The following is a 22,885-nucleotide window of genomic DNA, read 5'->3' on the forward strand; positions in this document are numbered from 1 at the left end:
CGGATAACCATCTGAGGGCCCACCAGGTAGGGAGGGTAGTTCACCATAGCCCTTTCTTTTGAGGGATGTAGCATCCGCTATGGCGAAGGTTAAACGTCCGCTTCGGGCCCTACAGTCCAAATAGCACTGGTGTTGCCCATAGTTCGGAGTAGCCGTTCTCAACTCAGGTAGGACGTCCACCCGGGCGCTGGCAGCCAGTGCAATTAGCTCTAAGATGGCAATTTTTTCAAGCAGTCAAGGCGATGCCGCATAAGCTAAATCAGTGCTCGGCGACCTTCAAATGAACCTTCACTCTTGAATAAACATGCGAGCGTGCTTGACGAACACAAAATAGCAGAAGTGACACGTAGGGACGGACGATGAAATACCAACTGCGCCGCATGGTGCTTGTCAACGCCGGCACAAATATGCACGTGCCTAGTGGCCGCATCACCGCTATCGACCCGCGGGGAGGCGCTGCCGTTCTAGGGGACAACGGCGTTGGCAAGACAACGACGCTACGCATCCTGCCGCTGTTCTTCGGGCACTTGCCGAGCCAAATCGTGTCGACGGGCCAAGGTCAAGAGCCCATGGTGCGCTTCGTTCTCCCCACGGACGCCAGCGCCGTTGCCTTCGAGTACCAGCGCGGCTCGGACAGCGAAGACGATATCCGGTTGGTGGTGATTCGCCGACGGAACGATGACCCAGACGTCCCCGTTTATCGGCTTTATCGCTGTGGGTTCCGCAAGGAATTGTTCGTCGACGACGGACGCTTCTTGGATGACGACGAAACCCAGTTAAAAGCAACCGCGTTCGGCATCCAGACCACCAGCAAACTGTCGACCTCCGAGTACCGGGCGGTCATTCTCAGAACGCCCGCCACGTCCAAGGAGAAGGAACGGCTGCGACGCTACAGCCTCGAGTGGTCGTTCGGACCTAAACAGCTGGACAACCTGGACCGCCTCGTGGCGGCGATGGTCAAGAAACACATCAACTTCGCAGATATCGTCCAGGTCGCTATTGGCTTGGTCCAGCAAGACCTGGGGCACGGTTCCGAGCGCGCCAAGTTGACATTCAAGCAGGGCAAGGGCCCCATTGAGCGCTGGCTGAAGAACCGTGACGCCTGCGCTGATGCATTTAAGCTGGCTCCGCGCATTGCGGAACTGGAAGACGATTTGAAGGACCATCGCGCGGCAGAGGCGCGGTTCCGGGCTCGTCGCGCAGACGTGGCAGCGGTCCGCACTGCTCGCGTGGCGGAGCGGACCGAGCTTTCCAAGGCAATCGAGGTCATGGTCGCAGCCAGGGTGCAGACCGTGGAAGCTCTAGCGCTGGAGCGCGCCACATTGGCGCACGCAGCTTCGCGGGCAGGGACGGCGGCAAGCACTGCGAAGAGTGACTACGATGAACAGGCAACTCAAGCGAGTTACTTTGAGGACCAGCGCGCGGCGCACTGGGAAACTCAGGTCCAGGACTTGCCCAGTCTGCGATTGAACAGGCAGACAATCGACAAGCAAGTGGCCGCGGCTGAATCGGCGCATGCGGAAGCGACTGCCAAGTACGCCGCCATGGCGCATGAGGTTCGCACCAAAACGACCGAACGAAGCCTCGCGCTCGAGCAAGAAAAGCAACCTCACCGGGACCGACTCGAGTACACCCTTGCGCAGATTTTTGTGGCTGAAGATGCGTCAAAAAAAGAAGCGGGCGTCCTGCAAGCAGAGAGGCGGCAGCAACTCGAAGAAACGCTAGAACCTCTCGTTGAGCAGCGGGGCATGTGGGAACTGCGCAAGGGTTCCCCGGCTGCGTCGGAGGCGGCACTGAAGGACGCGGAGCAGGCGAACGACTGGCTAAGCGCGCATCTCGAGGCCAAGGGCAAGGCCGACCAGGAGCATTCGCGAGCGGAGGCGGCCGTGCTGGCCGCAAGGCAGGCCTTCTCCGACCAGGAACAGGCCATCAGAGACGCAAAGGCGGAGTGCGCGTCGGCAACAGCCTCGCTCGAGGGCGTTCGCCTGCTGCTGACCCCCAACCCAGGAACGCTCCTTGCGGCGCTGCGCGGGCATGGAGACGACGCCTGGAAGCGTACGCTGGCCAAGGTCATCAATCCGGCGCTGCTCGAGCGAGACGACCTCAACCCTGCCGCGGTAGAGGATGCGGCTCAGACGATTTACGGCTGGCAGCTCAGCACGGGCGTTATCGCGTCGCCGGATTGGGTTGATGACGCGCTCGCAAAGAAGGCCGTAGAGGCGGCCGTGGCGCGTGAGGGGGGCGCGCAGGCACATTTGCTCAGCGTGCAGGACTCGTTGACGGGCAAGGGGCAAGCCCTCAAGGAGGCCGAACAGGCCATGGGCATCGCGCAGGCTGGGCTCGGCGTACTAGGCGGACAGACCGAAACACTCAAGACGACCTTGGCCACAGCCAAGCTCAGGGTCCAGACCGAGAAGCGTGACGCTGTCACACAGGCGGCTTCAGAGCTCGCCCGCTTGAAGGTTGATATCGACGCAATAAAGCTGCAGCAACGCAACCTGCAGGTGCAACTTGCAGACGAACTGGGCGGCATCAAGAAGGCCAACGACATCCAGCGCGCTGAGGCCAAGCGGCTGCAAGATGAGGCCATCGCAGCCATCAATGCGAGCATCGCCCGGCTCGGCACCGAGCTGAAGGCAACGCTGGAAGGCTTCGCCGCACAACTCGCTGAACACCTCACCTCTGCTGGCGTGGACGTCAAGCGCCTGGATGCCCTCAAGTCGGAGGCCGCCAGGGTTACCCAGGAGGTCGTGGACCGCGAGGAGAGGGCGCCGATGGTGAATCGCTGGCGTGATTGGGTTGCCGCCGGCGGTTCTTCGCGCGTGGGTGCCCTGAAGAAGACCGCTCAGCAAACCCAGGAGGCCTCGCGCCTGTGTGCGGCGGAGCTCACCGAGTTCGATGCGAGAGCGCAGAAGGCGACCACGGAATACGAGGCGGCGCTGAGCGCCAAGAACAAACGCTTGGCCGAAGTCGACGACGAGCTCGAGGTCCTCATGGGCCTGGATGACGAGTTTGGTGACTACCAGGCTACCGGGCAATCGGTCATTGACACCAAAACGGCCGCGAAGGAATTGCGGGGCCTGGTTCGAGCCGACCAGGCCATGCTTGACAAAGTAGAAGCGAACATCAAGCAGCAGTTCTCGACCCTGCGCCAGGCCCTGACGGCCAAGGACAACGCCGTGAGAGAGCTGGTCGAGGCCAGCCTGCTGCGTCTCTCGGAGGGCAGCGGCATCGCTCGCGCCGCTGAACTGTGCACCTGCTACAAGCTCATTGGTCCGCAGATTGCCAATGACGTCAACATCACGCTGAAGACGCTTTTGGCTAACATTGGGGCCTTCCAGAAGGCGATTCAATCCTTCGAGAAGGAGGTTGCCGCCTTCAACCGCAGGCTGCAGGATGGGCTAACCGAAGTTCGGTGCTTCGAGCGCATCAAGGACCTACGCCTTGACATCATCACCAACTTCGAGAATCTCGGCTTCTACAAGAAGCTGGCACGCATGGACGACATCGTGCGCCAACACGCGAACGAGTTTGGAAAGGACTTCACGCGGGAGCTTCCACCCGACGAAACTGCGCGGGCTTTGGGCGACTTCGTCAGCGTCCTCAGCATAGACGGCAGCGTCGAGGTCAACTTGTCGTCCCACATCACGCTAAATGGGAGTGTCACCGACAATGGCCAACGTAAGGAGTTCAAGCGCGCGAGCGAACTGGAGAACATCTCCTCTGAGGGCCTCACGTCACTCATCCTTATCACCCTGATGACGGCACTTTTGAACACTATTCGTGGCGCAGAACCTGTCCATGTGCCGTGGGTCACCGACGAGGTCGGAAAATTCGACCCGAAGAACTTCCTGGCGCTGATGCGTATGCTGCAAGACAACCGAATCGACGTAGTAACGGCATCGCCGGAACTTGGCCCCGCCCAGCAAGCCATGTTCTCGCAGCGCTACCTGTTCGAGGACCGGGGGCGTGTTCGTGAGTACAGCCCGCTGGGCGCGCAAGTGAGCTCCATGGCGCCGCAATCTGCCACCCAGGAGGTACTGCCATGAACGCAAAGGTACTAAAGCTGCTTCTGGCGGGGGAATACATCTGTCCGGTCAGGTATCGGACTGAGTTCCAACTGCTCGACGACGCCTCTGAGCGCGAAGACGTTGACGCATGGCTGTTGAGCCTCGGCATGCGACTGGCGCGCCTGGGCGATGAGGGCGCCTTCTTTCTCGCGCACGATTACATAGGACCGAAGGAAATCACGCAAGTCAAGAACGAGCTGCTCAAATTTCGGGATGAGTACGGTCCGGCCGTGCTGCTATTGGACTTTATTCGACAGGCGGATGCCGGGCGGGTGCAACTGAGCCCGGGGGAGTACATCGTGCTGTACCAACTGGAGGCCGCGGTGTCTCAATCCAGTATGCTGGAGACACAGCTGAAGGGGCTGCTGAGCGTCATCACCAACGCGGCGATGCGCAACACCAACCACGAGAATCTCAGACGGCTGCTGGACCATCTCGCCCGCGACGGATACGTGGTGCTGGCCAACAAGGACACGGGCGCGTACCAGGTGACCGGGAAGATTGAGCAGCTCTATGCCGTGCTGCAGTTCCTCGATGAGAACAAGGTGGTACCGGACACGGAGGTCGACGACCGCGAAGAGGTTCAAGACGACCTGGTCGACGAAGCCAATGCTGGCGAGGAGCCTGGCAAGTGAGTGAGCGTGGCGACCAAGTCCAGCGTCTCCTGGGAGCACTTTCGAAGCACGCCGACTTGGTCGCAGAAGCGTTCGAGGGGTCAGTCTCCGGCGGTGAAAAACAGCGCAATGCCGGCATTGAGGCACTTTTTGGCCTGAGCGTTCTGAAGCCCTACGACGAGGACAGCTACCGGCTGAACCCGCGTCTGCGGGAGTTCATGGCCGACTACTTCTCAAGTTATCAGGCGTTCCAGGCCCTGCGGCGCGTTTCTGGAACCATGCAACAAGCCCGGGAACAGTGGAGAGAGCTGCGCCGACTGAAGCTGGTCGGAGCGACCAGGGATGTTGGTCGTCTGCACGCAGCGCTGGACGAATCAATTGTCGAAATGGCCTACTCCATTGAGCACAACCTGACCCTGCTGCATTCTCTCATTTCGACCCAATACGGCAATGTCGATGACCTGAGTTCCAAGCTTCGGCAAAACAGGTATTACGCTCAACAGGTGAAGCTGTTTCTGCAGGACGTCGAGGCCATCGACGTTTTCGTCGACTTAGTCGCCGATGAAGCCATCGCTGCCGGATTGCCCCAGGTACGGCAACTCGTCATTCGCCGGCTGGCGGCGCGGCGTCTGCAGTGGACGTCGCAAATCAAGGATGCACAGGCCGTCATTAGCAAACGCCTGTTCGAGGCGAAGCTGATGGAGGTGCGCCTGAAGCGCCTGTCACGCTTCGCCTTGTGGCTGGCAAGGAACAAAACTTCCGACGGATGGGAGCTAGCGGTTGACGAGAAGACGGACGTTGCGCTATTCAGGCCAGACGGCCTCGAGCTACGGCCGCAACCGGACGCCACCGACATGGAGCCGGCAACCAGGGAGGGGCTGCTCGCTGCCGTAGCCAAGATGCCGAACAAGCCGACGGTGAGTACGGCAGAAACAAACCCCGGCCCGCAACTCCTTCTGGAAGACGACACCGAGGTGCAAGAAGTGGTCGACCCGCAGCAGGTCGCGCTGCGAGAGCTCGCAATTCACGCGGCATCGGCTACCGGGCCGCTCTCACTCCTTTCCTGGAAACATCACCGCACGGAGCTGACCGACGTGACCGACGAGGCGTGGCTGATGTTTGCATGCCTGCAGCTCAAGGGAAGCGGCTTCCAGGTCGAGTTCTTGCAAAACGTTGACCTGGACCCGTTTCCCATCAACGAGCAGTTCCATGACATCGAAGTGCGCTGCGCATTAACGCTGGTGGTCTGATGTCTTTCTCGACGGTTCAGGTGACCTTCTTGCAGCGTCTTGTGAGCGAGCGCCCTCCATCCAGACGTGCCGGAGACGCCGCGCGGTTCTTCTGCGACCACTACAGCTTGGGCGTCTCAATTGGGAGCCTGGTCGAGTATCGAGGTGGCCATTACGAGACGGCGGAGCGCTTGTTGCGCGCTCACAACCTGCCTGTCGTAGCCATGGGACCTTATGCCACGCGGGCGGACTCCGCCGTATATGGTGGGATGTCTGAGAAGAGCCTCAGCGTCGCGCCACACTCGAAATCGGTGGCCGTCAAGTGTCTTGGCCGCTGTGTGCTTGACGGACACGTTCTGTATTCACCGGAGGGTTCATACATCGTCCTGACACCGGAGCATGCCCAGCGGGTTGTATGTCAGCGCCTCCTGGTGGTCGAGAACCTCGAGACCTTTCGCGCACTGGAATCCTACGCCTGGATTGACCGTCACGGACTGGATGTACTCGCCATCTACCGGGGTGATGTAGAGCTGCCGAACAAGGACGCTGCAGAAGTCATCAAGTGTCGCCAGGAGCTGATTTGGGGGTTCTTTGACTTTGACCCAGCAGGGTTGGTGATGGCGAACTCGCTACCGGTAGGCCGGCTTGAGCGCGTCGTCCTGCCTTCGCAGGCGTGGCTGCAGCAGGCTGCCAACACCCCCCGTGGTCGTCAATTGTTTGACAGTCAAGTCGCCTCCTTTGGAAAGGTGCTTGACGAGGCGGTGCACGCAGACATCATAGTTCTCTGGCAGTTGATGAAGCGTCTGCGGAGTGCGGTGACTCAAGAGCGAATGTTTCGCGCTGACGGTGGTGGGAATTTTGTGGTGTGAACTGCTGGTGGATATGGGCCTTAGGCAGCTGACCAAGAACAGGGGGCGTTCCCCTGTGACGAGACACTGACCAAACCATCCATCTTCCAAGATGGCGGAAAGCTCCGTCAAACTAGCCTGATACGGATGCAGCCACGCGTCAGGGTCAGCCTGCGGATTGCCGCAGTTCCTGAAGTGAAGCAGGCATTTGGTGCCTTTGGTGCGGCCTATTGTTCCCAGTGACTGGAGGTCAGGTTTTTGGCGCGACGGCTGGAGCCACGCGCCCATGTCCTCCCGCGGCAATTGGACGGGGGCGTATTTCTGCTCCAAAACTGCTCCAATGAGCACTTCGACGAGCTTCTTTGAACCTCTTTGGAATTCTCTGAGTCTCTGCTAAGATGTTGATTCTTATAGGTTTTAACCGACCAAAAAGACTCGTTTTGCCACTCTAGGGGCATTCGGGACGTAGAGGCCGGAGGTTCGAATCCTCTCACCCCGACCATCTCTAGCTCCTTTCCCCCTCCCGTTTCTACTGTCTTTTGTCTTCGTTCCAACACCGGACGGGGCGCAAAGTGCTTTTCGATTTACACCACTTGCGCTATCGGCGATGATGCTCATTTGAGGGAGATTCGCAGGACATGGCAGCTGTTGATACCGTAGTTAACGCGCCCGCCTCGCTGGCTTTGCCCGGCTTGGGCAGGGCTTTGGTGGTGGCCGGCAAGCTAGGCCAGAAAGCTGCAGAAGATATTTTTCGCAAGGCCCAAAGTGGCCGCACCAGTTTTATCGCTGAACTCACGGGGTCCGGTGCCGTGTCGCCGTCGGATCTGGCACACACCATGTCCACCGCGTTTGCGGCGCCCCTCCTCGATCTGGACGCGATAGACATCCAGCGGCTGCCCAAGGGTTTGCTGGATGCCAAGATCTGTCAGGCCTACCGCATCGTGGTCTTGAGCAAACGCAACAACCGCCTGATTGTTGCCACCGCGGACCCATCCGATCAGGAGGCTGCGGAAAAGATCAAGTTTTCCACGCAAATGGGCGTGGACTGGATCATTGCCGAATACGACAAGTTGTCCAAGATGGTGGAGGCGTCTGCCGCCACGGCGGCCGAGGCCATGGACAGCATCATCGGTGATGATTTCGAATTCGACGAGGCCAGTGCGGATGCGGCCAGTGTCGATACCAACGACACCGGTGTGTCGGAAGTCGAAGATGCGCCTGTCGTCAAGTTCCTGCACAAGATGCTGCTCGATGCCTTCAGCATGCGGGCTTCGGATTTACATTTCGAGCCCTATGAGCAGACCTACCGGGTCCGCTTTCGCATCGATGGCGAATTGCGTGAAATTGCATCGCCGCCCGTGGCTATCAAGGAAAAGCTGGCATCACGCATCAAAGTCATTTCCAAGATGGACATCTCGGAGAAAAGGGTCCCGCAAGACGGCAAGATGAAGCTGAAGATCGGGCCTGACCGCGTGATCGATTTCCGGGTCAGCACCTTGCCCACGATGTTCGGTGAAAAAATCGTGATTCGTATCCTGGATCCCAGCAGTGCCAAGCTTGGTATTGACGCGTTGGGTTACGAGCCGATTGAAAAGGAGCGCCTGCTTACCGCGGTTCAGCGTCCCTACGGCATGGTGTTGGTGACCGGGCCCACGGGCTCCGGAAAAACCGTGTCGCTGTACACCTGCCTGAACATTCTGAACAAGCCGGGGGTCAACATCTCGACCGCTGAAGACCCGGCGGAAATCAACTTGCCCGGCGTGAACCAGGTCAGCATGAACGAGAAGGCCGGGCTGACTTTTTCAGTGGCTTTGAAAGCGTTTTTGCGCCAGGATCCCGACATCATCATGGTCGGCGAGATCCGCGACCTGGAGACGGCGGAAATTTCCATCAAGGCCGCGCAAACCGGCCACCTGGTCCTGTCCACCCTGCATACCAATGATGCGCCAGCGACCCTCACACGGCTGCGCAACATGGGGATTGCACCCTTCAACATCGCGTCCAGCGTGATCCTGATCACGGCCCAGCGCCTGGCGCGGCGCCTGTGCCCCAACTGCAAAGCGCCTGCGGACATTCCGCGCGAGACCTTGCTGGACGCCGGCTTCAAGGAAGAAGACGTCGATGGTTCCTGGACGCCTTACCGTCCGGTGGGCTGCTCCATGTGCAACAACGGCTACAAAGGCCGGGTCGGTATTTATCAGGTGATGCCCATCACGGATGAAATTCAGAGAATCATCCTGCGCGACGGCAGCGCCCTGGAAATCGCCGAGCAGGCAGAACACGAAGGTGTCAAAAGCCTGCGCGGCGCGGGTTTGCAAAAAGTTAAGATCGGCATGACTTCGCTGGAAGAAGTGTTGGGCTGCACCAATGCTTGAGCCGTTGCCGTTCGCAAGTCTGCTCCCTCGCGCCGCAGACCGTTTCAAGGCCCCAGCATTCCGTTCGTATTAGCAAGAAGAAGGCAACATGGCAACTGCAACATCCCGAGACATCAAGGAGTTTGTCTTCGAATGGGAAGGCAAGGATCGCAACGGCAAGCAGGTGCGGGGCGAAACCCGCGCAGTGGGTGAGAACCAGGTCAAGGCGTCCTTGCGTCGGCAGGGCGTGCTCCTGACCAAAATCAAGAAACGCCGCATGCGTTCTGGCAAGTCCATCAAACCCAGGGACATTGCCATCTTTACCCGTCAGCTGGCCACCATGATGAAAGCCGGCGTGCCGCTTTTGCAGTCTTTTGACATTGTCGGACGTGGCAATGCCAATGCGAGCGTGACCAAGCTGCTCAACGACGTGCGCACCGATGTGGAAACCGGCACATCCCTGAGTGCGGCCTTCCGTAAATACCCCTTGTACTTCAATGCGCTGTATTGCAATCTGGTGGAAGCGGGCGAGGCCGCCGGTATTCTGGAGCAACTGCTGGATCGGCTCGCGGTGTACATGGAAAAAACCGAGGCTATCAAGTCGAAGATCAAGTCGGCTTTGATGTACCCGACCTCGGTGGTGGTGGTGGCGTTTGTCGTGGTGGCCGTGATCATGATTTTTGTGATTCCGGCGTTCAAAGAGGTGTTTACTTCTTTCGGCGCCGATCTGCCGGCGCCTACGTTGTTTGTGATGGCTATCAGCGAATTTTTTGTCGCGTATTGGTGGCTGATTTTTGGGGGCATTGGCGGAGGCCTTTATTTTTTCCTGCAGGCTTGGCGGCGCAATGAAAAAATGCAGCGTTTCATGGATCGGCTTTTGCTGAAAGTGCCGGTGTTTGGCGCCTTGATTGAAAAGTCCTGTATTGCCCGCTGGACGCGTACGTTGTCCACCATGTTTGCGGCGGGGGTGCCCTTGGTGGAAGCGCTGGATTCTGTAGGTGGCGCCTCCGGTAATTCGCTGTACGCCGACGCCACCCTCAAAATCCAGCAGGAGGTCTCGACCGGCACCAGCCTGACGGCGGCCATGGGCAATGCCAACCTGTTTCCGACCATGGTGTTGCAGATGTGCGCGATTGGAGAAGAGTCGGGCTCGGTGGACCATATGCTGGGCAAGGCCGCGGATTTTTATGAAGCCGAGGTGGATGAAATGGTTGCCGGCTTGTCCAGCCTGATGGAGCCCATCATCATCGTGTTTCTGGGCACACTGATTGGCGGTATCGTGGTGTCCATGTACCTGCCGATTTTCAAGCTGGGCCAAGTGGTCTGATGTCGGGCCTGGTTGCTGGATGGCCTTCGGGCCTGGATGCCGCTTTGGCCGGCATTTTGGGACTGCTGATCGGCAGTTTTTTAAACGTCGTTATTTATCGCTTGCCGAAAATGATGGAGCGGCAGTGGGCGCTGGAATATGCCGAGATGGCCGGCAAAATTCCGGAGAGCACTGAAAAATTCAATTTGCTGCTGCCCCGGTCGCGCTGTTCGAGTTGCGGGCACGTGATCCGCTGGTATGAAAACATCCCCATCCTGAGTTATCTTTTCCTCAAGGGGAAATGTTCTGTTTGCGGCGCCCAATTCGGCATGCGTTACCCAATGGTGGAAGCCGTGACCGGCGCCTTGTTTTTCTTTTGTGCCTGGCGCTGGGGCCTGACGTTCACGGGGCTGGCCTGGAGCGGTTTTGCGGCGGCTTTGGTGACCCTCGCGCTGATTGACTGGGATACAACCTTGCTGCCGGACGACATCACCTTGCCGCTGTTATGGGCGGGGCTGATTGTTGCGGCCCTGGGCTGGAATCCTGAAGTGAGCCTGAGCCAGGCTTTGTGGGGTGCTGTGGCCGGTTATCTGTCGCTGTGGCTGGTGTATTGGGCCTTCAAGCTGGTGACCGGCAAGGAGGGCATGGGTTATGGCGATTTCAAACTGTTTGCCGCTTTGGGCGCCTGGTTCGGCTGGTCGGCCCTGGTGCCCATGATTCTGATGGCGTCGGTGATAGGTGCGATAGTGGGCATCGCCATGAAGTTTTCCAGCGGTTTGCGTGAAGGGGGTTATGTGCCTTTTGGACCCTTTTTGGCTGGCGCCGGGCTGACGGCCATGGTGTTTGGTCCCCAGTCCATCCTGCGTTTTATCGGCTTGTAAGACTATGGCGGCGCTGCATGTGGGTTTGACAGGTGGGATTGGCAGCGGCAAAAGCACGGTTGCCAAGATGCTGGCAGAGGGCGGTGCTGTCGTGATCGATTCCGATGCCATTGCGCGCCAGAGCACGGCGCCGGGCGGGGTCGCCATAGCCCTGATCGCAAAACAGTTTGGTGCCGGTTTTATCACGACTGAGGGCGCCATGGACCGCCACAAAATGCGCCAGTTGGTTTTCAGCGATGCCGGGGCCAAGGCCAGTTTGGAGGCCATTGTCCATCCGCTGGTCGGCGCCGAAACCGCTCGCCAGGCGGCACAGGCGGACAGTGTCTGCATTGTTTTTGATGTGCCTTTGCTGGTCGAGTCCGGCCGCTGGCGGCCGCAACTGGACCAGGTATTGGTGGTGGACTGCAGCGAGGAAACACAAATCAGCCGCGTGATGGCGCGCAACGGCTGGACGCGCGAGGTGGTGGCGCAGGTCATGGCCGGCCAGGCCAGCCGCCAGCAGCGCTTGGCGGCCGCCGATGTCTGTATTTACAACGATGTGTCCATGTCCTTGCCGGCCTTGGCGCTGCTGGTGCGGCAATTGGCGCAGCGCTTCGGGCTATGATGGACGAACAAATAACCCGCTGAAAAAGATATATCGCAGTGATTCTTTACGAGTATCCCTTCAACGAACGCATTCGTACCTATTTGCGCCTCGAGCATTTGTTTCACCGCCTGGGTGAACTGGCTGCGCGGGAGCACCCCACCGACCACCACTACGCCATCACGACCATTTTTGAGGTGATGGATGTGGCGGCCCGCGCGGATCTGAAGACCGATGTGCTCAAGGACCTCGACAAGCAAAAACATGTGCTCAACGGTTACCGCGGCAACCCGGCGATTTCCGAAGCGGTGCTCGACGAGGTCACCGCCCAGCTGGACGGCTGTTTTTCGGCCCTGAACACCCTGCCCGGAAAAGCCGGCCAGTCACTGACGGAAAACGACTGGCTGATGAGTATTCGCAGCCGCATCGGTATTCCCGGCGGAACCTGCGAATTCGATTTGCCCGCGTATTTCGCCTGGCAACACCTGGACGTGTCCACGCGCCAAAAGGATTTGCAGCGCTGGATCGCCACCCTGGTGCCGCTGGCCGAGTCGATTCGTATGTTGCTTAAATTGCTGCGCGATTCCGGCTCGCCGCAAAAAGTGGTGGCCACTGGCGGGCAGTACCAGCAAACCCTGCCGCAAGGGCGTACTTTCCAGTTGCTGCGTTTGCGCATCAACCCGGCCTTGGGGCTGATTCCCGAAATCAGCGGCAACCGCCTGATGGTTTCCGTCCGCCTGATGCGCCATGAGAGTGACGACCGGCTGCATTCTTCCACGGATGACGCGGCCTTCGAGCTGACGCTCTGCTCCTGAGCCAGGCCCGCAGGCTTGTTGTAAGCTTGAGTTTCGATGATGACTTCAGAACCGCCAAAATCCAAAATCGTGGTGTGCCCCACCTGCAAGGGTCCCAGTGTTTACGCACCCAGCAACCGTTTCCGTCCTTTTTGCTGTGAACGCTGCAAAAACATTGATTTGGGCGCCTGGGCCAGCGAGGACTTTCGCATGCCGGCCGATGCACCGCCGGATGATGAGGTGTTTGGGGATGCCAGACTGCAGTAGCTTGGCGTGCCACATGCGGTGTTCAACCGCCTTGATAAAGGGAGGGGATGACAATGAAAAGCATGATGCTCCAGCCGCTCATGGCGATGCTCGCGGCAACCCTGTTGTTGGCAGGGGGCGCTGAAGCGCGCGCCCAGGCGCTAGAGGTGTTGAACCCGCCCGTCCAGGTCAAAGCGGGCAAAAAACCGGCCAAAACCAAGTTGGCCGGACAAGGCAAAACCGCCAAGTTCATTCCCGGCTCGCAGGAAACCAAGAAGGAACGGTCTACGCGGCTCAAGCGTGAATGCAAGGGCCGCGTGAATGCCGGGGCCTGCGAAGGTTATACGGACTGAATCAGCGCGTAGGAGAGTGAACAACCGCGGTCAGGCGGCCGGTGCCGACCAGGCTTAGGCGGCGCTGCTGCCTAACACCTGTTGCAGCTCGCCGTTCTGGTACATCTCCATCATGATGTCCGAACCGCCTACAAATTCACCTTTCACATACAGCTGGGGAATCGTCGGCCAGTTGCTGTATTCCTTGATGCCGTGGCGGATTTCTTCGTCTTCCAGCACGTTCACGGTCGCGGGTTTGCTCACGCCACAAGCCTTGAGCACCTGGATCGCGCGGCCCGAAAAGCCGCACTGCGGGAACTGCGCCGTGCCTTTCATGAAAAGCACCACGTCATTGGCTTTGACGATCTGGTCTATGCGTTGCTGGGTATCGTTCATTTCAAATCCTTTGGAAGGGGCATGCGGCCACCGGTTCCACACCGGCCTGCGCCTGCCAACAGTCAATCAATAAATGGAAGTCAAAAGCGGGAAATCAGTGCTTGATTATCCCGCTGTTTGTGGCGGGCTGCCGGCGTGGCCAGTCCAGCGACCGCCCGAACAACGGTTAATGCCCGCCAGGTCGGTCCGGTTTTGCACCTCGGTGAAGCCGTGTTGCGTCAACAGGGCACACACGGCCTCGGCCTGGTCGTAACCATGCTCCAGCAGCAGCCAGGCTTGCGGCAGCAGGTGGGCGGTGGCTTGCGCAATGATTTGACGGAGGTCGCTCAGGCCGTCAGGTCCGGCCGTCAACGCCTGTAACGGCTCATGGGCCAAGGCCGGCAAATGCGGATCGGCGTCCGCGACATAAGGCGGGTTGCTGGCGATCAGGTGAAAGTGGCCGTCCACCTTGTCAAGCCAGCTACCTTCGATGAAATGGATGGCCAACTGGTGCTGGCTGGCGTTGGCGCGGGCCACGGCCAGGGCCGCCGCGCTAGCATCCACCGCCGTGACATCCAGGTCCGGCAGGCTTTTTTTCAGGGCCAGGGCAATGGCGCCGCTGCCGGTGCCCAGGTCCAGCACGCGGGCCGAGGCGGGCAGGTCGGTCAGGCAATGCAGCGCCCAATCCACCAGGGTTTCGGTGTCGGGCCGCGGCACCAGCACACGCGCATCCACCTGCAGCGCCATGCCAAAAAACTCCTTGCTACCGACGATGTAAGCCAGCGGCTCACCACTGGCGCGGCGCAGGTTGAGCTGTCGGAACTCTTGCGCCACCGCGTCAGGCAACAGGTCGGTGTCATGCGCCAGCAGCCAGGCGCGGTCGGTACCCGGTTTGCCCAGTGCGTGTAACAGCAACAACTGGGCGTCCAGGCGATCCAGCCCCAGGGTCTGGGCGGCGGTCAGCGCTTGTGTGCAGGTGAGGGTGTTCACGGGTAATTGAATTGCTATAAAAATAGTAGCTACTTGCGCCCGTTGCATAAGGGCTGGAGGCCAATTTAATACATAAAAAGCGTGAATTTAACCGTTCAAGTCGGTTTCCAGCTCCGCCAGCAACTCAGCGCCGCGCGCCACCTGCAGGGCGGTGACCACGTCATCCAGGTCGCCTTCCATGATGGCCAGCAGTTTGTACAGGGTCAGGTTGATGCGGTGGTCGGTCAGCCGGCCCTGGGGGAAGTTGTAGGTGCGTATGCGGTCGCTGCGGTCGCCGCTGCCGACCAGGCCTTTGCGCATGGCGGCGTCCTTGGCGGCACGCTCCGAGCGGTCTTTTTCGTGGATGCGGGCGGTCAGCACTTTCAGCGCCTGGGCCTTGTTGCCGTGTTGGCTGCGGCCCTCCTGGCATTCGGCGACGATGCCGGTCGGGATGTGTGTGATACGCACGGCCGAGTCGGTCTTGTTGATGTGCTGGCCGCCAGCGCCGCTGGCGCGGTAAGTGTCTATGCGCAAGTCGGCCGGGTTGATCTTGATGGCCTCGAGTTCGTCGGGCTCGGGCAACACGGCCACGGTGCAGGCGCTGGTGTGGATGCGGCCCTGGGTTTCTGTAGCCGGCACACGTTGCACGCGATGCCCGCCCGATTCAAAACGCAGCTTGCCGTAAACGCCGGCGCCGGTGTTGTCGGCGGCGCCATCGATACGCAGCACCACCTCCTTGTAGCCGCCCAGTTCGCTGGATGATTCGCTGACGATCTCCACAGCCCAGCGTTTGCGTTCGGCGAAGCGGGTGTACATGCGGAACAAATCAGCCGCAAACAGTGCCGATTCGTCGCCGCCGGCACCGGCGCGGATTTCGATAAAGGCCGGCCGCGCATCGTCCGGGTCTTTCGGGATCAGCATCAGCTGCAGGGCTTCGTCCAGGCTGGCGATGTCGGCCTCTGCCGCGGCGATTTCTTCCTCGGCCATGGCGGCCATCTCGGGGTCGTCCTTGGCCTCGGCCAGCATGGCTTGCGCGCTGGCCAGGTCGGCCTCGCGCGCCGTCAGGCGCTGGTACTGGCCGACCACCACGCTGGCCTCGGCATGTTCACGCGTGAGGTTGCGAAAACGCTCCATGTTGCTGACCACGTCGCTGGCCGACAGCAAGGCGTCCAGCTCGTGCAGGCGGAAAATCTGGCGGTCCAGGGTCTGGCGGAGAAAGGGTTTCATCGGGAAAACGTCCGAAAGGCAAAAAACGGGGAGGACGGGCATCCGGCCAGGCCGGCGCCGCGGGTGCGGTCGACCTGCAAGCAGGCCCCGGCAGCGGCGCTAACGCTCTTTGTTGGCTTTGGGCAGGCTGCCGCGCAAAAACAGCCGGGAGACGGTTTGCGCCGTGGCTTCGCGGCTGCCCGCATCACCGGCATGCAACTCGGCCAAGGTGCCGTGCAACATCTTTTGGGTCAGGCCGCGCGACAAGGCTTCAAGCACGGTGTCGACCGACTCGCCGCGTGCCAGCAGTTTTTTGGCGCGTGTGATTTCGGTGGCGCGCCACTCGTCGGTCTGCGCATTGAGCTGCTGGATCAGCGGCACGGTGCGCCTTTGACCCATCCAGTGCATGAAGTTTTGCACCCCCGCGTCGATGATGACCTCGGCCTGCGCCACGGCCGCCTGCCGGCTGTCCTTGCCGGTTTGCACCACGTGGGCCAGGTCGTCCACCGTGTACAGGTAAATGTCGGGCAAGGCCTTGACCTCGGGCTCGATGTCGCGCGGCACGGCCAGGTCGACCATGAACATGGGCCGGTGTTTGCGCAGCTTGACGGCACGTTCGACCGCGCCCAGGCCGATGATGGGCAAGGTGCTGGCGGTGCAACTGATCACCGCGTCAAATTCGTGCAGGCGGCTGGGCAGGTCGGCCAGACGCATCACTTCGGCGCCGAAACGGCTGGCGAGTTTTTCGCCGCGCTCCAGGGTGCGGTTGGCCACCGTCATGGATTTGGGGTTTTTGGCGGCAAAGTGGGTGGCCGCCAAGTCGATCATTTCACCGGCGCCGACAAACAAGACGCGGATGTCGCTCAGGTTTTCAAACAACTGGCCTGCCAGCCGGACCGACGCGGCCGCCAGGCTGATACTGTGCGCGCCTATCTCGGTGCTGGTGCGGACCTCTTTGGCCACGGCAAACGAGCGCTGGAACAACTGGTGCAAGGTGCTGCCCATGGCGCCGGCGTCTTCGGCGGCGCGCACCGCGTCTTTCATCTGGCCCAGAATCTGCGGCTCGCCCAGCACCATGGAGTCCAGCCCGCTGGCGACGCGAAAAGCATGGCGCGCAGCCTGGTCGTTTTCCAGGGTGTAAGAGTGAGAGCGCAGCAGGGCCGGCGAGACGCCGCCATGTTGCGCCAGCCATTCCAGCGTCTGCTCGAGGTCGGCCCGCTCACCAGCGCAATAAATCTCGGTGCGGTTGCAGGTCGACAGCAAGGTCGCCTCGGGCTGACGCGCCAGGGAGGCGCGCAAACCCTTCAAGGTTGGCTCGATCTGGTCGATGGCGAACGCAAAACGCCCGCGCAAATCGAGCGGTGCGGTGGTATGGTTGATGCCTAAGGCCCAGACTGACATCCTCCGATTATAAAATTGAAGAGAGGGGCCGGTGCTTACATTCTTTCAATCTCCTTTGATGCCGGTCAAACCCTGGCGCGCCAGGCCTTTGGACGCCGCGCCCCAGCCTTTTGACCCGTCGCTGCCATGACCGCACTCAACCTGATCAACCAATTGCTTAATTTCATGGCGCCGGCGGCGGTGGTCGCCTTGCTGGTGGTGCTGCTGAGCTGGGTGTTCTCCCAATTTTTTAGATCAAACAGGCCTCTGGCCCTTTCCCTGTGGGCGCAGATAGCTATTGTTTTTGTAGTGTCCGCGGCGCTGTTGCTGGGCGGGCTGGTCTTTTTTGGGCGCGACGGCAAGATGGCCAGTTATGCATTGCTGGCGTTGGGCGCGGCGAGCTGCCAGTGGGTGTTGCTGCGCGGCTGGAGTCGTTAAAGCGCGGGCCGCGCTGCGGCGCTAGGGCCGGGGTCGGCTGGCCGGGCTAGGCCAGGCCCGCGCTGACTCAACTCTCTGGCGAGAACAGGTCCACGCGGTCGGTGATGATGCCGTCGGTGCCCAGTGCCAGCAGACGCTGGACCGCCCATTCGTCGTTGACGGTGTAGCTCAAGGTCCGAAAGCCAGCGCTTTTGGCTTGCGCCACGCTGCTGCTGTCCCACAAGGCCTGGTTACACACCAGTGCCGCGCATTGCAGATCCAGTGCGGTTTTTTGCCAGCCTTCGCGCCAGCTGTCGAGCAGCAGCCCACGCGGCAGCTGCGGCTGCGCCGCCTGGGCGGCTTGCAGGGCTTCGGGCTGGAAGGAGGTCAGCAGCGGCGGCACGGCGGCATGGGACCACAGGCAGGCGACGGCGTTGGCCACCACCGTGCCGGTGCGGGCTTCCTGCCCGGGGGTGGGCTTGATCTCGATGTTCAGGAAGTAGCCGTTGTGCTGGCAATAGGACGCAAGGTTGTCCAGGCTGGCCAGGGCTTCACCGGCATAACCCCGTGAATGCCAGCCGCCGGCGTCGAGTCGCGACAGCGCGCTCCAGGGCTGATCACCCCCCACGCCGTGGCCATTGGTGGTGCGCTCCAGCGTGGCGTCGTGCATCAAAAACGGCACGCCGTCGGCGCTTAACTTCACATCGCATTCAAACATGCGGTAGCCATGGGTCGCGCCCAATCGAAAGGCTGCCATGGTGTTTTCCGGCGCCAGCCGACCTGCACCGCGATGGGCGATCCAGCGAGGGTAGGGCCAGGGGGATGGTGCCCCCACGCTTGCCACTGCGTATGCTGCGCTGCCCCCCGAGGGGGCTGAACTTGCTCGGGGCGGCCCTTCGCTGCGTTCTATGGCGCTCATACCAAGCGTTTGCCTGTTTCGGCGTCAAACCAGTGCAGACGGTCGGTACGCGGTGCCACATGGATGGTCGCGCCTATCTCCGGCACGGCCTGGTTTTCATCGGTGCGCACGATCAGGAACTCGTCGCCGAAGCGGCAATACACCAGGCGCTCGGCGCCCAGCATTTCCAGCGCATCCACCTGCACGGCCCAGCCGGTGGCGCCAATTTGCAGGTGTTCCGGCCGAATGCCCAGGATGGTGCCGGGCTGGCCACCGAAGTCGGCATTGGGCGCATGGTTGAGCAGGTTCATGGGGGGCGAACCCATGAAACTCGCGACAAAGGTGGTCGCCGGCCGGTTGTAAACCTCTTCCGGCGTGCCGAACTGCTCCATGCGGCCGGCGTTCATGACAATCATGCGCTGGGCCAGGGTCATGGCCTCGACCTGGTCGTGGGTCACGAACAGCGAGGTGATGCCAAGTTCGCGGTGCAGCTTCTGGATCTCCAGGCGGGTTTGCACACGTAACTTGGCGTCCAGGTTGGACAGCGGTTCGTCGAACAGGAAAACCTGGGGCTGGCGCACGATGGCACGGCCCATGGCCACGCGCTGGCGCTGGCCGCCCGAAAGCTGGCGCGGCTTGCGGTCGAGCAGGTGCGACAGTTCGAGGATCTTGGCGGCCTTGTCCACGCGGGTTTTGATCTCGTCCTTGGGCACCTTGGCGATCTTCAGGCCATAGGCCATGTTCTCGAAGTTCGTCATGTGCGGGTAGAGCGCGTAGTTCTGGAACACCATGGCGATGTCGCGCTCGGCCGGTTCCAGGTTGTTCACCACGCGGTCGCCGATGCAGATGTCGCCGCCGGAGATTTCTTCCAGGCCGGCGATCATGCGCAGCAAGGTGGACTTGCCGCAGCCCGAGGGGCCGACGATGACGATGAATTCGCGGTCTGCGATCTCAGCATTCACGCCGTGGATCACGGGCACGGCGGTTTTGCCGCTACCGTAGCGCTTGACGACGTTTTTCAGGGAAATGGATGCCATAGGAGTATTCGTTCAATAGGTCAAAAGAGGGTGGATGCGGCTTATTTCTCGGTATCGACCAAGCCTTTGACAAACCACTTCTGCATCAGGATCACCACCGCCGTGGGCGGCAGCATGGCCAGGATGGCGGTGGCCATGGCGATGTTCCAGTCGATCGCGGCTTCGCCGCCACCGGCGACCATGCGCTTGATGCCGATCACCACCGGGTACATGTCTTCGCTGGTGGTCATGAGCAGCGGCCACAGGTACTGGTTCCAGCCGTAGATGAACTGGATCACAAACAGCGCCGCGATCGAGGTCTTGGACAGCGGCACCAGGATGTCCTTGAAGAAGCGCATCGGGCCGGCACCGTCCATGCGCGCCGCCTCCACCAGCTCGTCCGGCACCGTCAGGAAGAACTGGCGGAACAGGAAGGTGGCGGTGGCCGAGGCGATCAGGGGCAGCGTCAGGCCGGCGTAGCTGTTGAGCATGCCGAGGTCGGCCACCACCTTGTAGGTGGGCAAAATCCGCACTTCCACGGGCAGCATCAGGGTCACAAAAATGGCCCAGAAGCAGAACATCTTGAAGGGAAAACGGAAGTACACGATGGCGAACGCCGACAGCAGCGAGATCGCGATCTTGCCCACGGTGATCACCATGGCGGTCACGAAGCTGACCCACATCATGTGCGCCACCGTGGTGTTGGAGCCGAGCTTGCCGGAGCCCAGCAGGGCGGCCTTGTAGCTCTCCCACATATTGCTGCCGGGCAGCAGCGGCATGGGTGCCTGCACGATGGCATCGGGCGTGTGGGTCGAGGCAATGAAGGCCAAGTACAGCGGAAAGGCCACCACCAGCACGCCGAGAATCATCACGGCGTGGGACAGGATGGTGAGCCAGGGGCGGCGGTCAACCATGGACGGGCTCCAGATTCACAAAACAAAACGGGGCACAGCGCATCAGTACTGCACCTTTTTCTCGACATAGCGGAATTGCACGACGGTCAGCGCCACCACGATGATCATCAGGATCACCGACTGCGCGGCCGAGCCGCCCAGGTCCAGCGCCTTGAAGCCGTCCTGGTAGACCTTGTAGACCAGGATCGAGGTTGACTGGCCAGGGCCACCGGCGGTGGTGGAGTCGATGATGCCGAAGGTGTCGAAGAACGCGTAGACGATGTTGATCACCAGCAGGAAAAAGGTGGTCGGCGAGAGCAGCGGCAGCTGGATGTTCCAGAATCGGCGCCACGGTCCCGCGCCGTCGATAGAGGCGGCCTCGATCAGTGACTTGGGAATGGATTGCAGGCCCGCCAGGAAGAACAGGAAGTTGTACGAGATCTGTTTCCAGACCGAGGCGACCACGATGAGCGTCATGGCCTGGCCTTCGTTCATCTGGTAGTTCCAGTCCACGCCGAGGGCGCGCAGGCCAAAGGTCGCCACCCCGATGGAGGGCGAGAAGATGAACACCCACAACACGCCGGCGATCACCGGCGCCACGGCGTAGGGCAAGATCAGCAAGGTCTTGTAGATCATGGCGCCGCGCACGATGCGGTCGGCAAAAATGGCCAGCACCAGCGAAATGCCAATGCCCAGCACGGCGACCAGCACCGAGAACCAGGCGGTGGTCTTGAACGACGCCAGGTAAGTGGGGTCATTCCACAATTGGCGGAAGTTGTCGAGGCCGACCCATTCGGTGGACAGTCCAAAGGCATCCTGCACCTGCAAGGACTGCAGGATCGCCTGGCTGGCGGGCCAGAAGAAGAAGACGCCGATGATGACGAGCTGCGGCATGAGCAATGCCCAGGGCAGCCATTGGGAGCGGAAAAGTACGCGTTTTTCCATGGGGCTTCACAATAAAACAACCGCCGGAGCCCTGGCGAGGCGCGGCGGATGAGGGGCTGGGTCGGCGCACAAACGCGACTCCAAATGCAAAAAAAAGTGGCGCAATGCCACACGGAGTGGCGCTATTGTGCCTTAGCGCAGACCCGGGGCTTTTCAGCCCCGGGTCTGCTGTCCGGCACAAGGCGAAGGTCTTGGCCGATTATTTTCCCTTGTTGGCGCGTTCGAAGCGCACCAGCAGTTCGTCGCCGCGTTTCACGACGGCGTCCAGAGCGGTCTTGGCCGACTGCTTGCCCGACCACACCGATTCGAGTTCTTCGTCCTCGATGGTGCGGATCTGCACGTAATTGCCCAGGCGGATGCCGCGCGAGTTATCGGTCACCTTGCGAATCATCTGCGTGACGGCAGTGTCGGTGCCGGGGTTTTTTTGGTAGAAGCCCGATTTTTCGGTCAGGTCGTAGGCAGCCATGGTGACAGGCAGGTAGCCCGTGCGCTGGTGGCTGGCCGACTGCACCTTGGTTTGCGACAGGAATTCGAAGAACTTGGCCACGCCCTTGTATTCGGCGCTCTTTTTGCCGGCCATGACCCAAAGGCTCGCGCCGCCGATGACGGTGTTCTGTGGCGCGCCCTTCACGTCGGCGTAGTAGGGCAGGGGGGCCAGGCCGTAGGCGAACTTGGCGTTCTTGGCCACGTCGCCGTAGAAGCCCGACGAGGTCTGGATCATGGCGCACTCGCCAGCGGTGAACGAGGCCTGGGCGGAGTTGTTACGACCCTTGTAGACGAACTCGCCAGCAGCGGCGGCCTTGGCCAGGTTGTCGATGTGGCGCACGTGCAGCGGTGAATTGATCTTCAGGCGCGCGGCATAACCGTCCTTGCCCAGACCGTTCAGGTGGGTCGCGAATTCGACGTTGTGCCAGGTCGAGAAGCTCTCCAACTGGGTCCAGCCCATCCAGGCCAGGGTCATGGGGCAGGTGTGGCCGCTGGCCTTGAGTTTTTTGGCGGCGTCGAACACTTCAGGCCAGGTGGCGGGGGCCTTGTCGGGGTTCAGGCCGGCCTTCTTGAAGGCGTCCTTGTTGTAATAGAAGATGGTGGTCGAGCTGTTGAAGGGAAAGCTCAGCATCTGGCCGTTGGGCGCGGTGTAGTAACCAGCCACTGCGGGGATGTAACCCTTGGGGTCGAACGCTACGCCGGCGTCGGTCATGACCTTGCCCACGGGCACGGTGGCACCTTTGCTGGCCATCATGGTGGCCGTGCCCACTTCAAACACTTGCAGGATGTGGGGCGCGTTGCCCGAGCGGAATGCGGCGACGGCGGCGGTCATCGATTCGTCATATTGCCCCTTGTACGTGGGCACGACCTTGTATTCCTTCTGGCCTTCGTTGAACTGCTTGGCCAGGTCGTTCACCCACTCGTTGTTCACGGCGCTCATGGAATGCCACCACTGGATTTCGGTCTGGGCGTGGCTGGCCAGCGGCAGGGCCAGTGCGCAAACGGCAAGCGCGGCTACTGAAAAACGGTTCTTCATGAAAACT

Annotated in this window: 21 protein-coding genes; 12 read left to right on the forward strand and 9 right to left on the reverse strand. The window is 60.8% G+C overall.

Annotation, left to right across the window (positions count from 1 at the left end; genetic code table 11):
- Positions 1-359: 359 nt before the first annotated feature.
- From R6254_RS14930 to R6254_RS14980, 11 genes are all read left to right on the forward strand, one after another.
- The gene (locus tag R6254_RS14930; protein WP_318407948.1) at positions 360-4,049 is read left to right on the forward strand and encodes an ATP-binding protein; all 3,690 of its coding nucleotides are present in this window, start codon (positions 360-362) and stop codon (positions 4,047-4,049) included.
- Entirely contained in the window at positions 4,046-4,705 is a 660-nt protein-coding gene (locus tag R6254_RS14935) for a hypothetical protein (protein WP_318407949.1), read from the forward strand. The genes R6254_RS14930 and R6254_RS14935 overlap by 4 nt, the downstream gene beginning before the upstream one ends.
- Complete coding sequence (locus R6254_RS14940; protein WP_318407950.1) at positions 4,702-5,934, forward strand: hypothetical protein; 1,233 nt, start codon at positions 4,702-4,704, stop codon at positions 5,932-5,934. The genes R6254_RS14935 and R6254_RS14940 overlap by 4 nt, the downstream gene beginning before the upstream one ends.
- Positions 5,934-6,782: a DUF7281 domain-containing protein gene (locus tag R6254_RS14945; RefSeq protein ID WP_318407952.1), complete on the forward strand. Its 849-nt coding sequence runs from the start codon at positions 5,934-5,936 to the stop codon at positions 6,780-6,782. Before R6254_RS14940 ends, R6254_RS14945 begins: the two co-directional genes overlap by 1 nt.
- A gap of 617 nt (positions 6,783-7,399) precedes the next feature.
- Positions 7,400-9,136: a type IV-A pilus assembly ATPase PilB gene (gene pilB, locus R6254_RS14950; protein WP_318407953.1), complete on the forward strand. Its 1,737-nt coding sequence runs from the start codon at positions 7,400-7,402 to the stop codon at positions 9,134-9,136.
- Between the two features lie 88 nt (positions 9,137-9,224).
- A complete protein-coding gene (locus tag R6254_RS14955) occupies positions 9,225-10,442 on the forward strand; it encodes a type II secretion system F family protein (RefSeq protein WP_318407954.1) in 1,218 nt (405 codons plus the stop codon).
- Positions 10,442-11,302, forward strand: coding sequence for a prepilin peptidase (locus R6254_RS14960; RefSeq protein WP_318407956.1), 861 nt, complete (start codon positions 10,442-10,444; stop codon positions 11,300-11,302). Before R6254_RS14955 ends, R6254_RS14960 begins: the two co-directional genes overlap by 1 nt.
- A 4-nt stretch (positions 11,303-11,306) precedes the next feature.
- The gene (gene coaE / locus R6254_RS14965; RefSeq protein WP_318407957.1) at positions 11,307-11,906 is read left to right on the forward strand and encodes a dephospho-CoA kinase; all 600 of its coding nucleotides are present in this window, start codon (positions 11,307-11,309) and stop codon (positions 11,904-11,906) included.
- A 38-nt stretch (positions 11,907-11,944) separates the two neighbouring features.
- On the forward strand, positions 11,945-12,700 hold the full coding sequence (gene zapD / locus R6254_RS14970; protein ID WP_318407958.1) for a cell division protein ZapD: 756 nt from the start codon (positions 11,945-11,947) through the stop codon (positions 12,698-12,700).
- A 39-nt stretch (positions 12,701-12,739) separates the two neighbouring features.
- Positions 12,740-12,946, forward strand: coding sequence for a DNA gyrase inhibitor YacG (locus tag R6254_RS14975; protein WP_318407960.1), 207 nt, complete (start codon positions 12,740-12,742; stop codon positions 12,944-12,946).
- Positions 12,947-12,999: 53 nt separating this feature from the next.
- Positions 13,000-13,278: a hypothetical protein gene (locus R6254_RS14980; RefSeq protein ID WP_318407962.1), complete on the forward strand. Its 279-nt coding sequence runs from the start codon at positions 13,000-13,002 to the stop codon at positions 13,276-13,278.
- A gap of 54 nt (positions 13,279-13,332) precedes the next feature.
- On the opposite strand, the gene grxD is transcribed toward R6254_RS14980, so the two are convergent.
- The 4 genes from grxD to hemA all read right to left on the reverse strand — a co-directional run bounded on the left by grxD (position 13,333) and on the right by hemA (position 17,208).
- Positions 13,333-13,653 (reverse strand): Grx4 family monothiol glutaredoxin, encoded by a 321-nt coding sequence (gene grxD, locus R6254_RS14985; RefSeq protein WP_318407963.1) that lies wholly within the window; start codon positions 13,651-13,653, stop codon positions 13,333-13,335.
- 105 nt (positions 13,654-13,758) lie between these two features.
- Positions 13,759-14,622, reverse strand: a complete 864-nt coding sequence (gene prmC / locus R6254_RS14990; RefSeq protein WP_318407965.1) for a peptide chain release factor N(5)-glutamine methyltransferase — start codon at positions 14,620-14,622, stop codon at positions 13,759-13,761.
- A gap of 87 nt (positions 14,623-14,709) precedes the next feature.
- Complete coding sequence (gene prfA, locus R6254_RS14995; protein WP_318407967.1) at positions 14,710-15,828, reverse strand: peptide chain release factor 1; 1,119 nt, start codon at positions 15,826-15,828, stop codon at positions 14,710-14,712.
- A 99-nt stretch (positions 15,829-15,927) separates the two neighbouring features.
- Positions 15,928-17,208 (reverse strand): glutamyl-tRNA reductase, encoded by a 1,281-nt coding sequence (hemA, locus tag R6254_RS15000; RefSeq protein WP_318407969.1) that lies wholly within the window; start codon positions 17,206-17,208, stop codon positions 15,928-15,930.
- A gap of 126 nt (positions 17,209-17,334) precedes the next feature.
- On the opposite strand from hemA, the gene R6254_RS15005 reads away from it, so the two are divergent.
- Positions 17,335-17,625 carry a hypothetical protein gene (locus R6254_RS15005; RefSeq protein ID WP_318407970.1) on the forward strand — a complete coding sequence of 97 codons (291 nt, stop codon included), beginning with the start codon at positions 17,335-17,337 and terminating at the stop codon, positions 17,623-17,625.
- A 67-nt stretch (positions 17,626-17,692) separates the two neighbouring features.
- Here the strand turns inward: R6254_RS15005 and ugpQ are convergent, their stop codons facing one another.
- From ugpQ to ugpB, 5 genes are all read right to left on the reverse strand, one after another.
- Positions 17,693-18,439: a glycerophosphodiester phosphodiesterase gene (gene ugpQ, locus R6254_RS15010; protein WP_318407972.1), complete on the reverse strand. Its 747-nt coding sequence runs from the start codon at positions 18,437-18,439 to the stop codon at positions 17,693-17,695.
- Between the two features lie 80 nt (positions 18,440-18,519).
- Positions 18,520-19,539 (reverse strand): sn-glycerol-3-phosphate import ATP-binding protein UgpC, encoded by a 1,020-nt coding sequence (locus tag R6254_RS15015; protein ID WP_318407974.1) that lies wholly within the window; start codon positions 19,537-19,539, stop codon positions 18,520-18,522.
- 41 nt (positions 19,540-19,580) lie between these two features.
- Entirely contained in the window at positions 19,581-20,432 is an 852-nt protein-coding gene (gene ugpE, locus R6254_RS15020; RefSeq protein ID WP_318407975.1) for a sn-glycerol-3-phosphate ABC transporter permease UgpE, read from the reverse strand.
- Positions 20,433-20,474: 42 nt separating this feature from the next.
- Positions 20,475-21,356, reverse strand: a complete 882-nt coding sequence (gene ugpA / locus R6254_RS15025) for a sn-glycerol-3-phosphate ABC transporter permease UgpA (protein ID WP_318407977.1) — start codon at positions 21,354-21,356, stop codon at positions 20,475-20,477.
- Positions 21,357-21,555: 199 nt separating this feature from the next.
- Positions 21,556-22,878, reverse strand: coding sequence for a sn-glycerol-3-phosphate ABC transporter substrate-binding protein UgpB (ugpB, locus tag R6254_RS15030; protein ID WP_318407978.1), 1,323 nt, complete (start codon positions 22,876-22,878; stop codon positions 21,556-21,558).
- Positions 22,879-22,885: the final 7 nt, after the last annotated feature.

The organism is Polaromonas potterensis, from assembly GCF_033446725.1.
Classification (GTDB): Bacteria; Pseudomonadota; Gammaproteobacteria; order Burkholderiales; family Burkholderiaceae_C; genus Polaromonas.

Excerpts from the sequence above, each read along its gene's own strand:
- hemA (WP_318407969.1), bottom strand. The coding sequence starts at position 17,208 with ATGTCAGTCTGGGCCTTAGGCATCAACCATACCACCGCACCGCTCGAT.
- ugpA (WP_318407977.1), bottom strand. The coding sequence starts at position 21,356 with ATGGAAAAACGCGTACTTTTCCGCTCCCAATGGCTGCCCTGGGCATTG.
- R6254_RS14935 (WP_318407949.1), top strand. The coding sequence starts at position 4,046 with ATGAACGCAAAGGTACTAAAGCTGCTTCTGGCGGGGGAATACATCTGT.
- ugpB (WP_318407978.1), bottom strand. The coding sequence starts at position 22,878 with ATGAAGAACCGTTTTTCAGTAGCCGCGCTTGCCGTTTGCGCACTGGCC.
- R6254_RS14975 (WP_318407960.1), top strand. The coding sequence starts at position 12,740 with ATGACTTCAGAACCGCCAAAATCCAAAATCGTGGTGTGCCCCACCTGC.
- R6254_RS15015 (WP_318407974.1), bottom strand. The coding sequence starts at position 19,539 with ATGGCATCCATTTCCCTGAAAAACGTCGTCAAGCGCTACGGTAGCGGC.
- prfA (WP_318407967.1), bottom strand. The coding sequence starts at position 15,828 with ATGAAACCCTTTCTCCGCCAGACCCTGGACCGCCAGATTTTCCGCCTG.
- R6254_RS14945 (WP_318407952.1), top strand. The coding sequence starts at position 5,934 with ATGTCTTTCTCGACGGTTCAGGTGACCTTCTTGCAGCGTCTTGTGAGC.
- R6254_RS14955 (WP_318407954.1), top strand. The coding sequence starts at position 9,225 with ATGGCAACTGCAACATCCCGAGACATCAAGGAGTTTGTCTTCGAATGG.
- pilB (WP_318407953.1), top strand. The coding sequence starts at position 7,400 with ATGGCAGCTGTTGATACCGTAGTTAACGCGCCCGCCTCGCTGGCTTTG.
- R6254_RS14980 (WP_318407962.1), top strand. The coding sequence starts at position 13,000 with ATGAAAAGCATGATGCTCCAGCCGCTCATGGCGATGCTCGCGGCAACC.
- R6254_RS14960 (WP_318407956.1), top strand. The coding sequence starts at position 10,442 with ATGTCGGGCCTGGTTGCTGGATGGCCTTCGGGCCTGGATGCCGCTTTG.
- coaE (WP_318407957.1), top strand. The coding sequence starts at position 11,307 with ATGGCGGCGCTGCATGTGGGTTTGACAGGTGGGATTGGCAGCGGCAAA.
- R6254_RS15005 (WP_318407970.1), top strand. The coding sequence starts at position 17,335 with ATGACCGCACTCAACCTGATCAACCAATTGCTTAATTTCATGGCGCCG.
- ugpE (WP_318407975.1), bottom strand. The coding sequence starts at position 20,432 with ATGGTTGACCGCCGCCCCTGGCTCACCATCCTGTCCCACGCCGTGATG.
- grxD (WP_318407963.1), bottom strand. The coding sequence starts at position 13,653 with ATGAACGATACCCAGCAACGCATAGACCAGATCGTCAAAGCCAATGAC.
- R6254_RS14930 (WP_318407948.1), top strand. The coding sequence starts at position 360 with ATGAAATACCAACTGCGCCGCATGGTGCTTGTCAACGCCGGCACAAAT.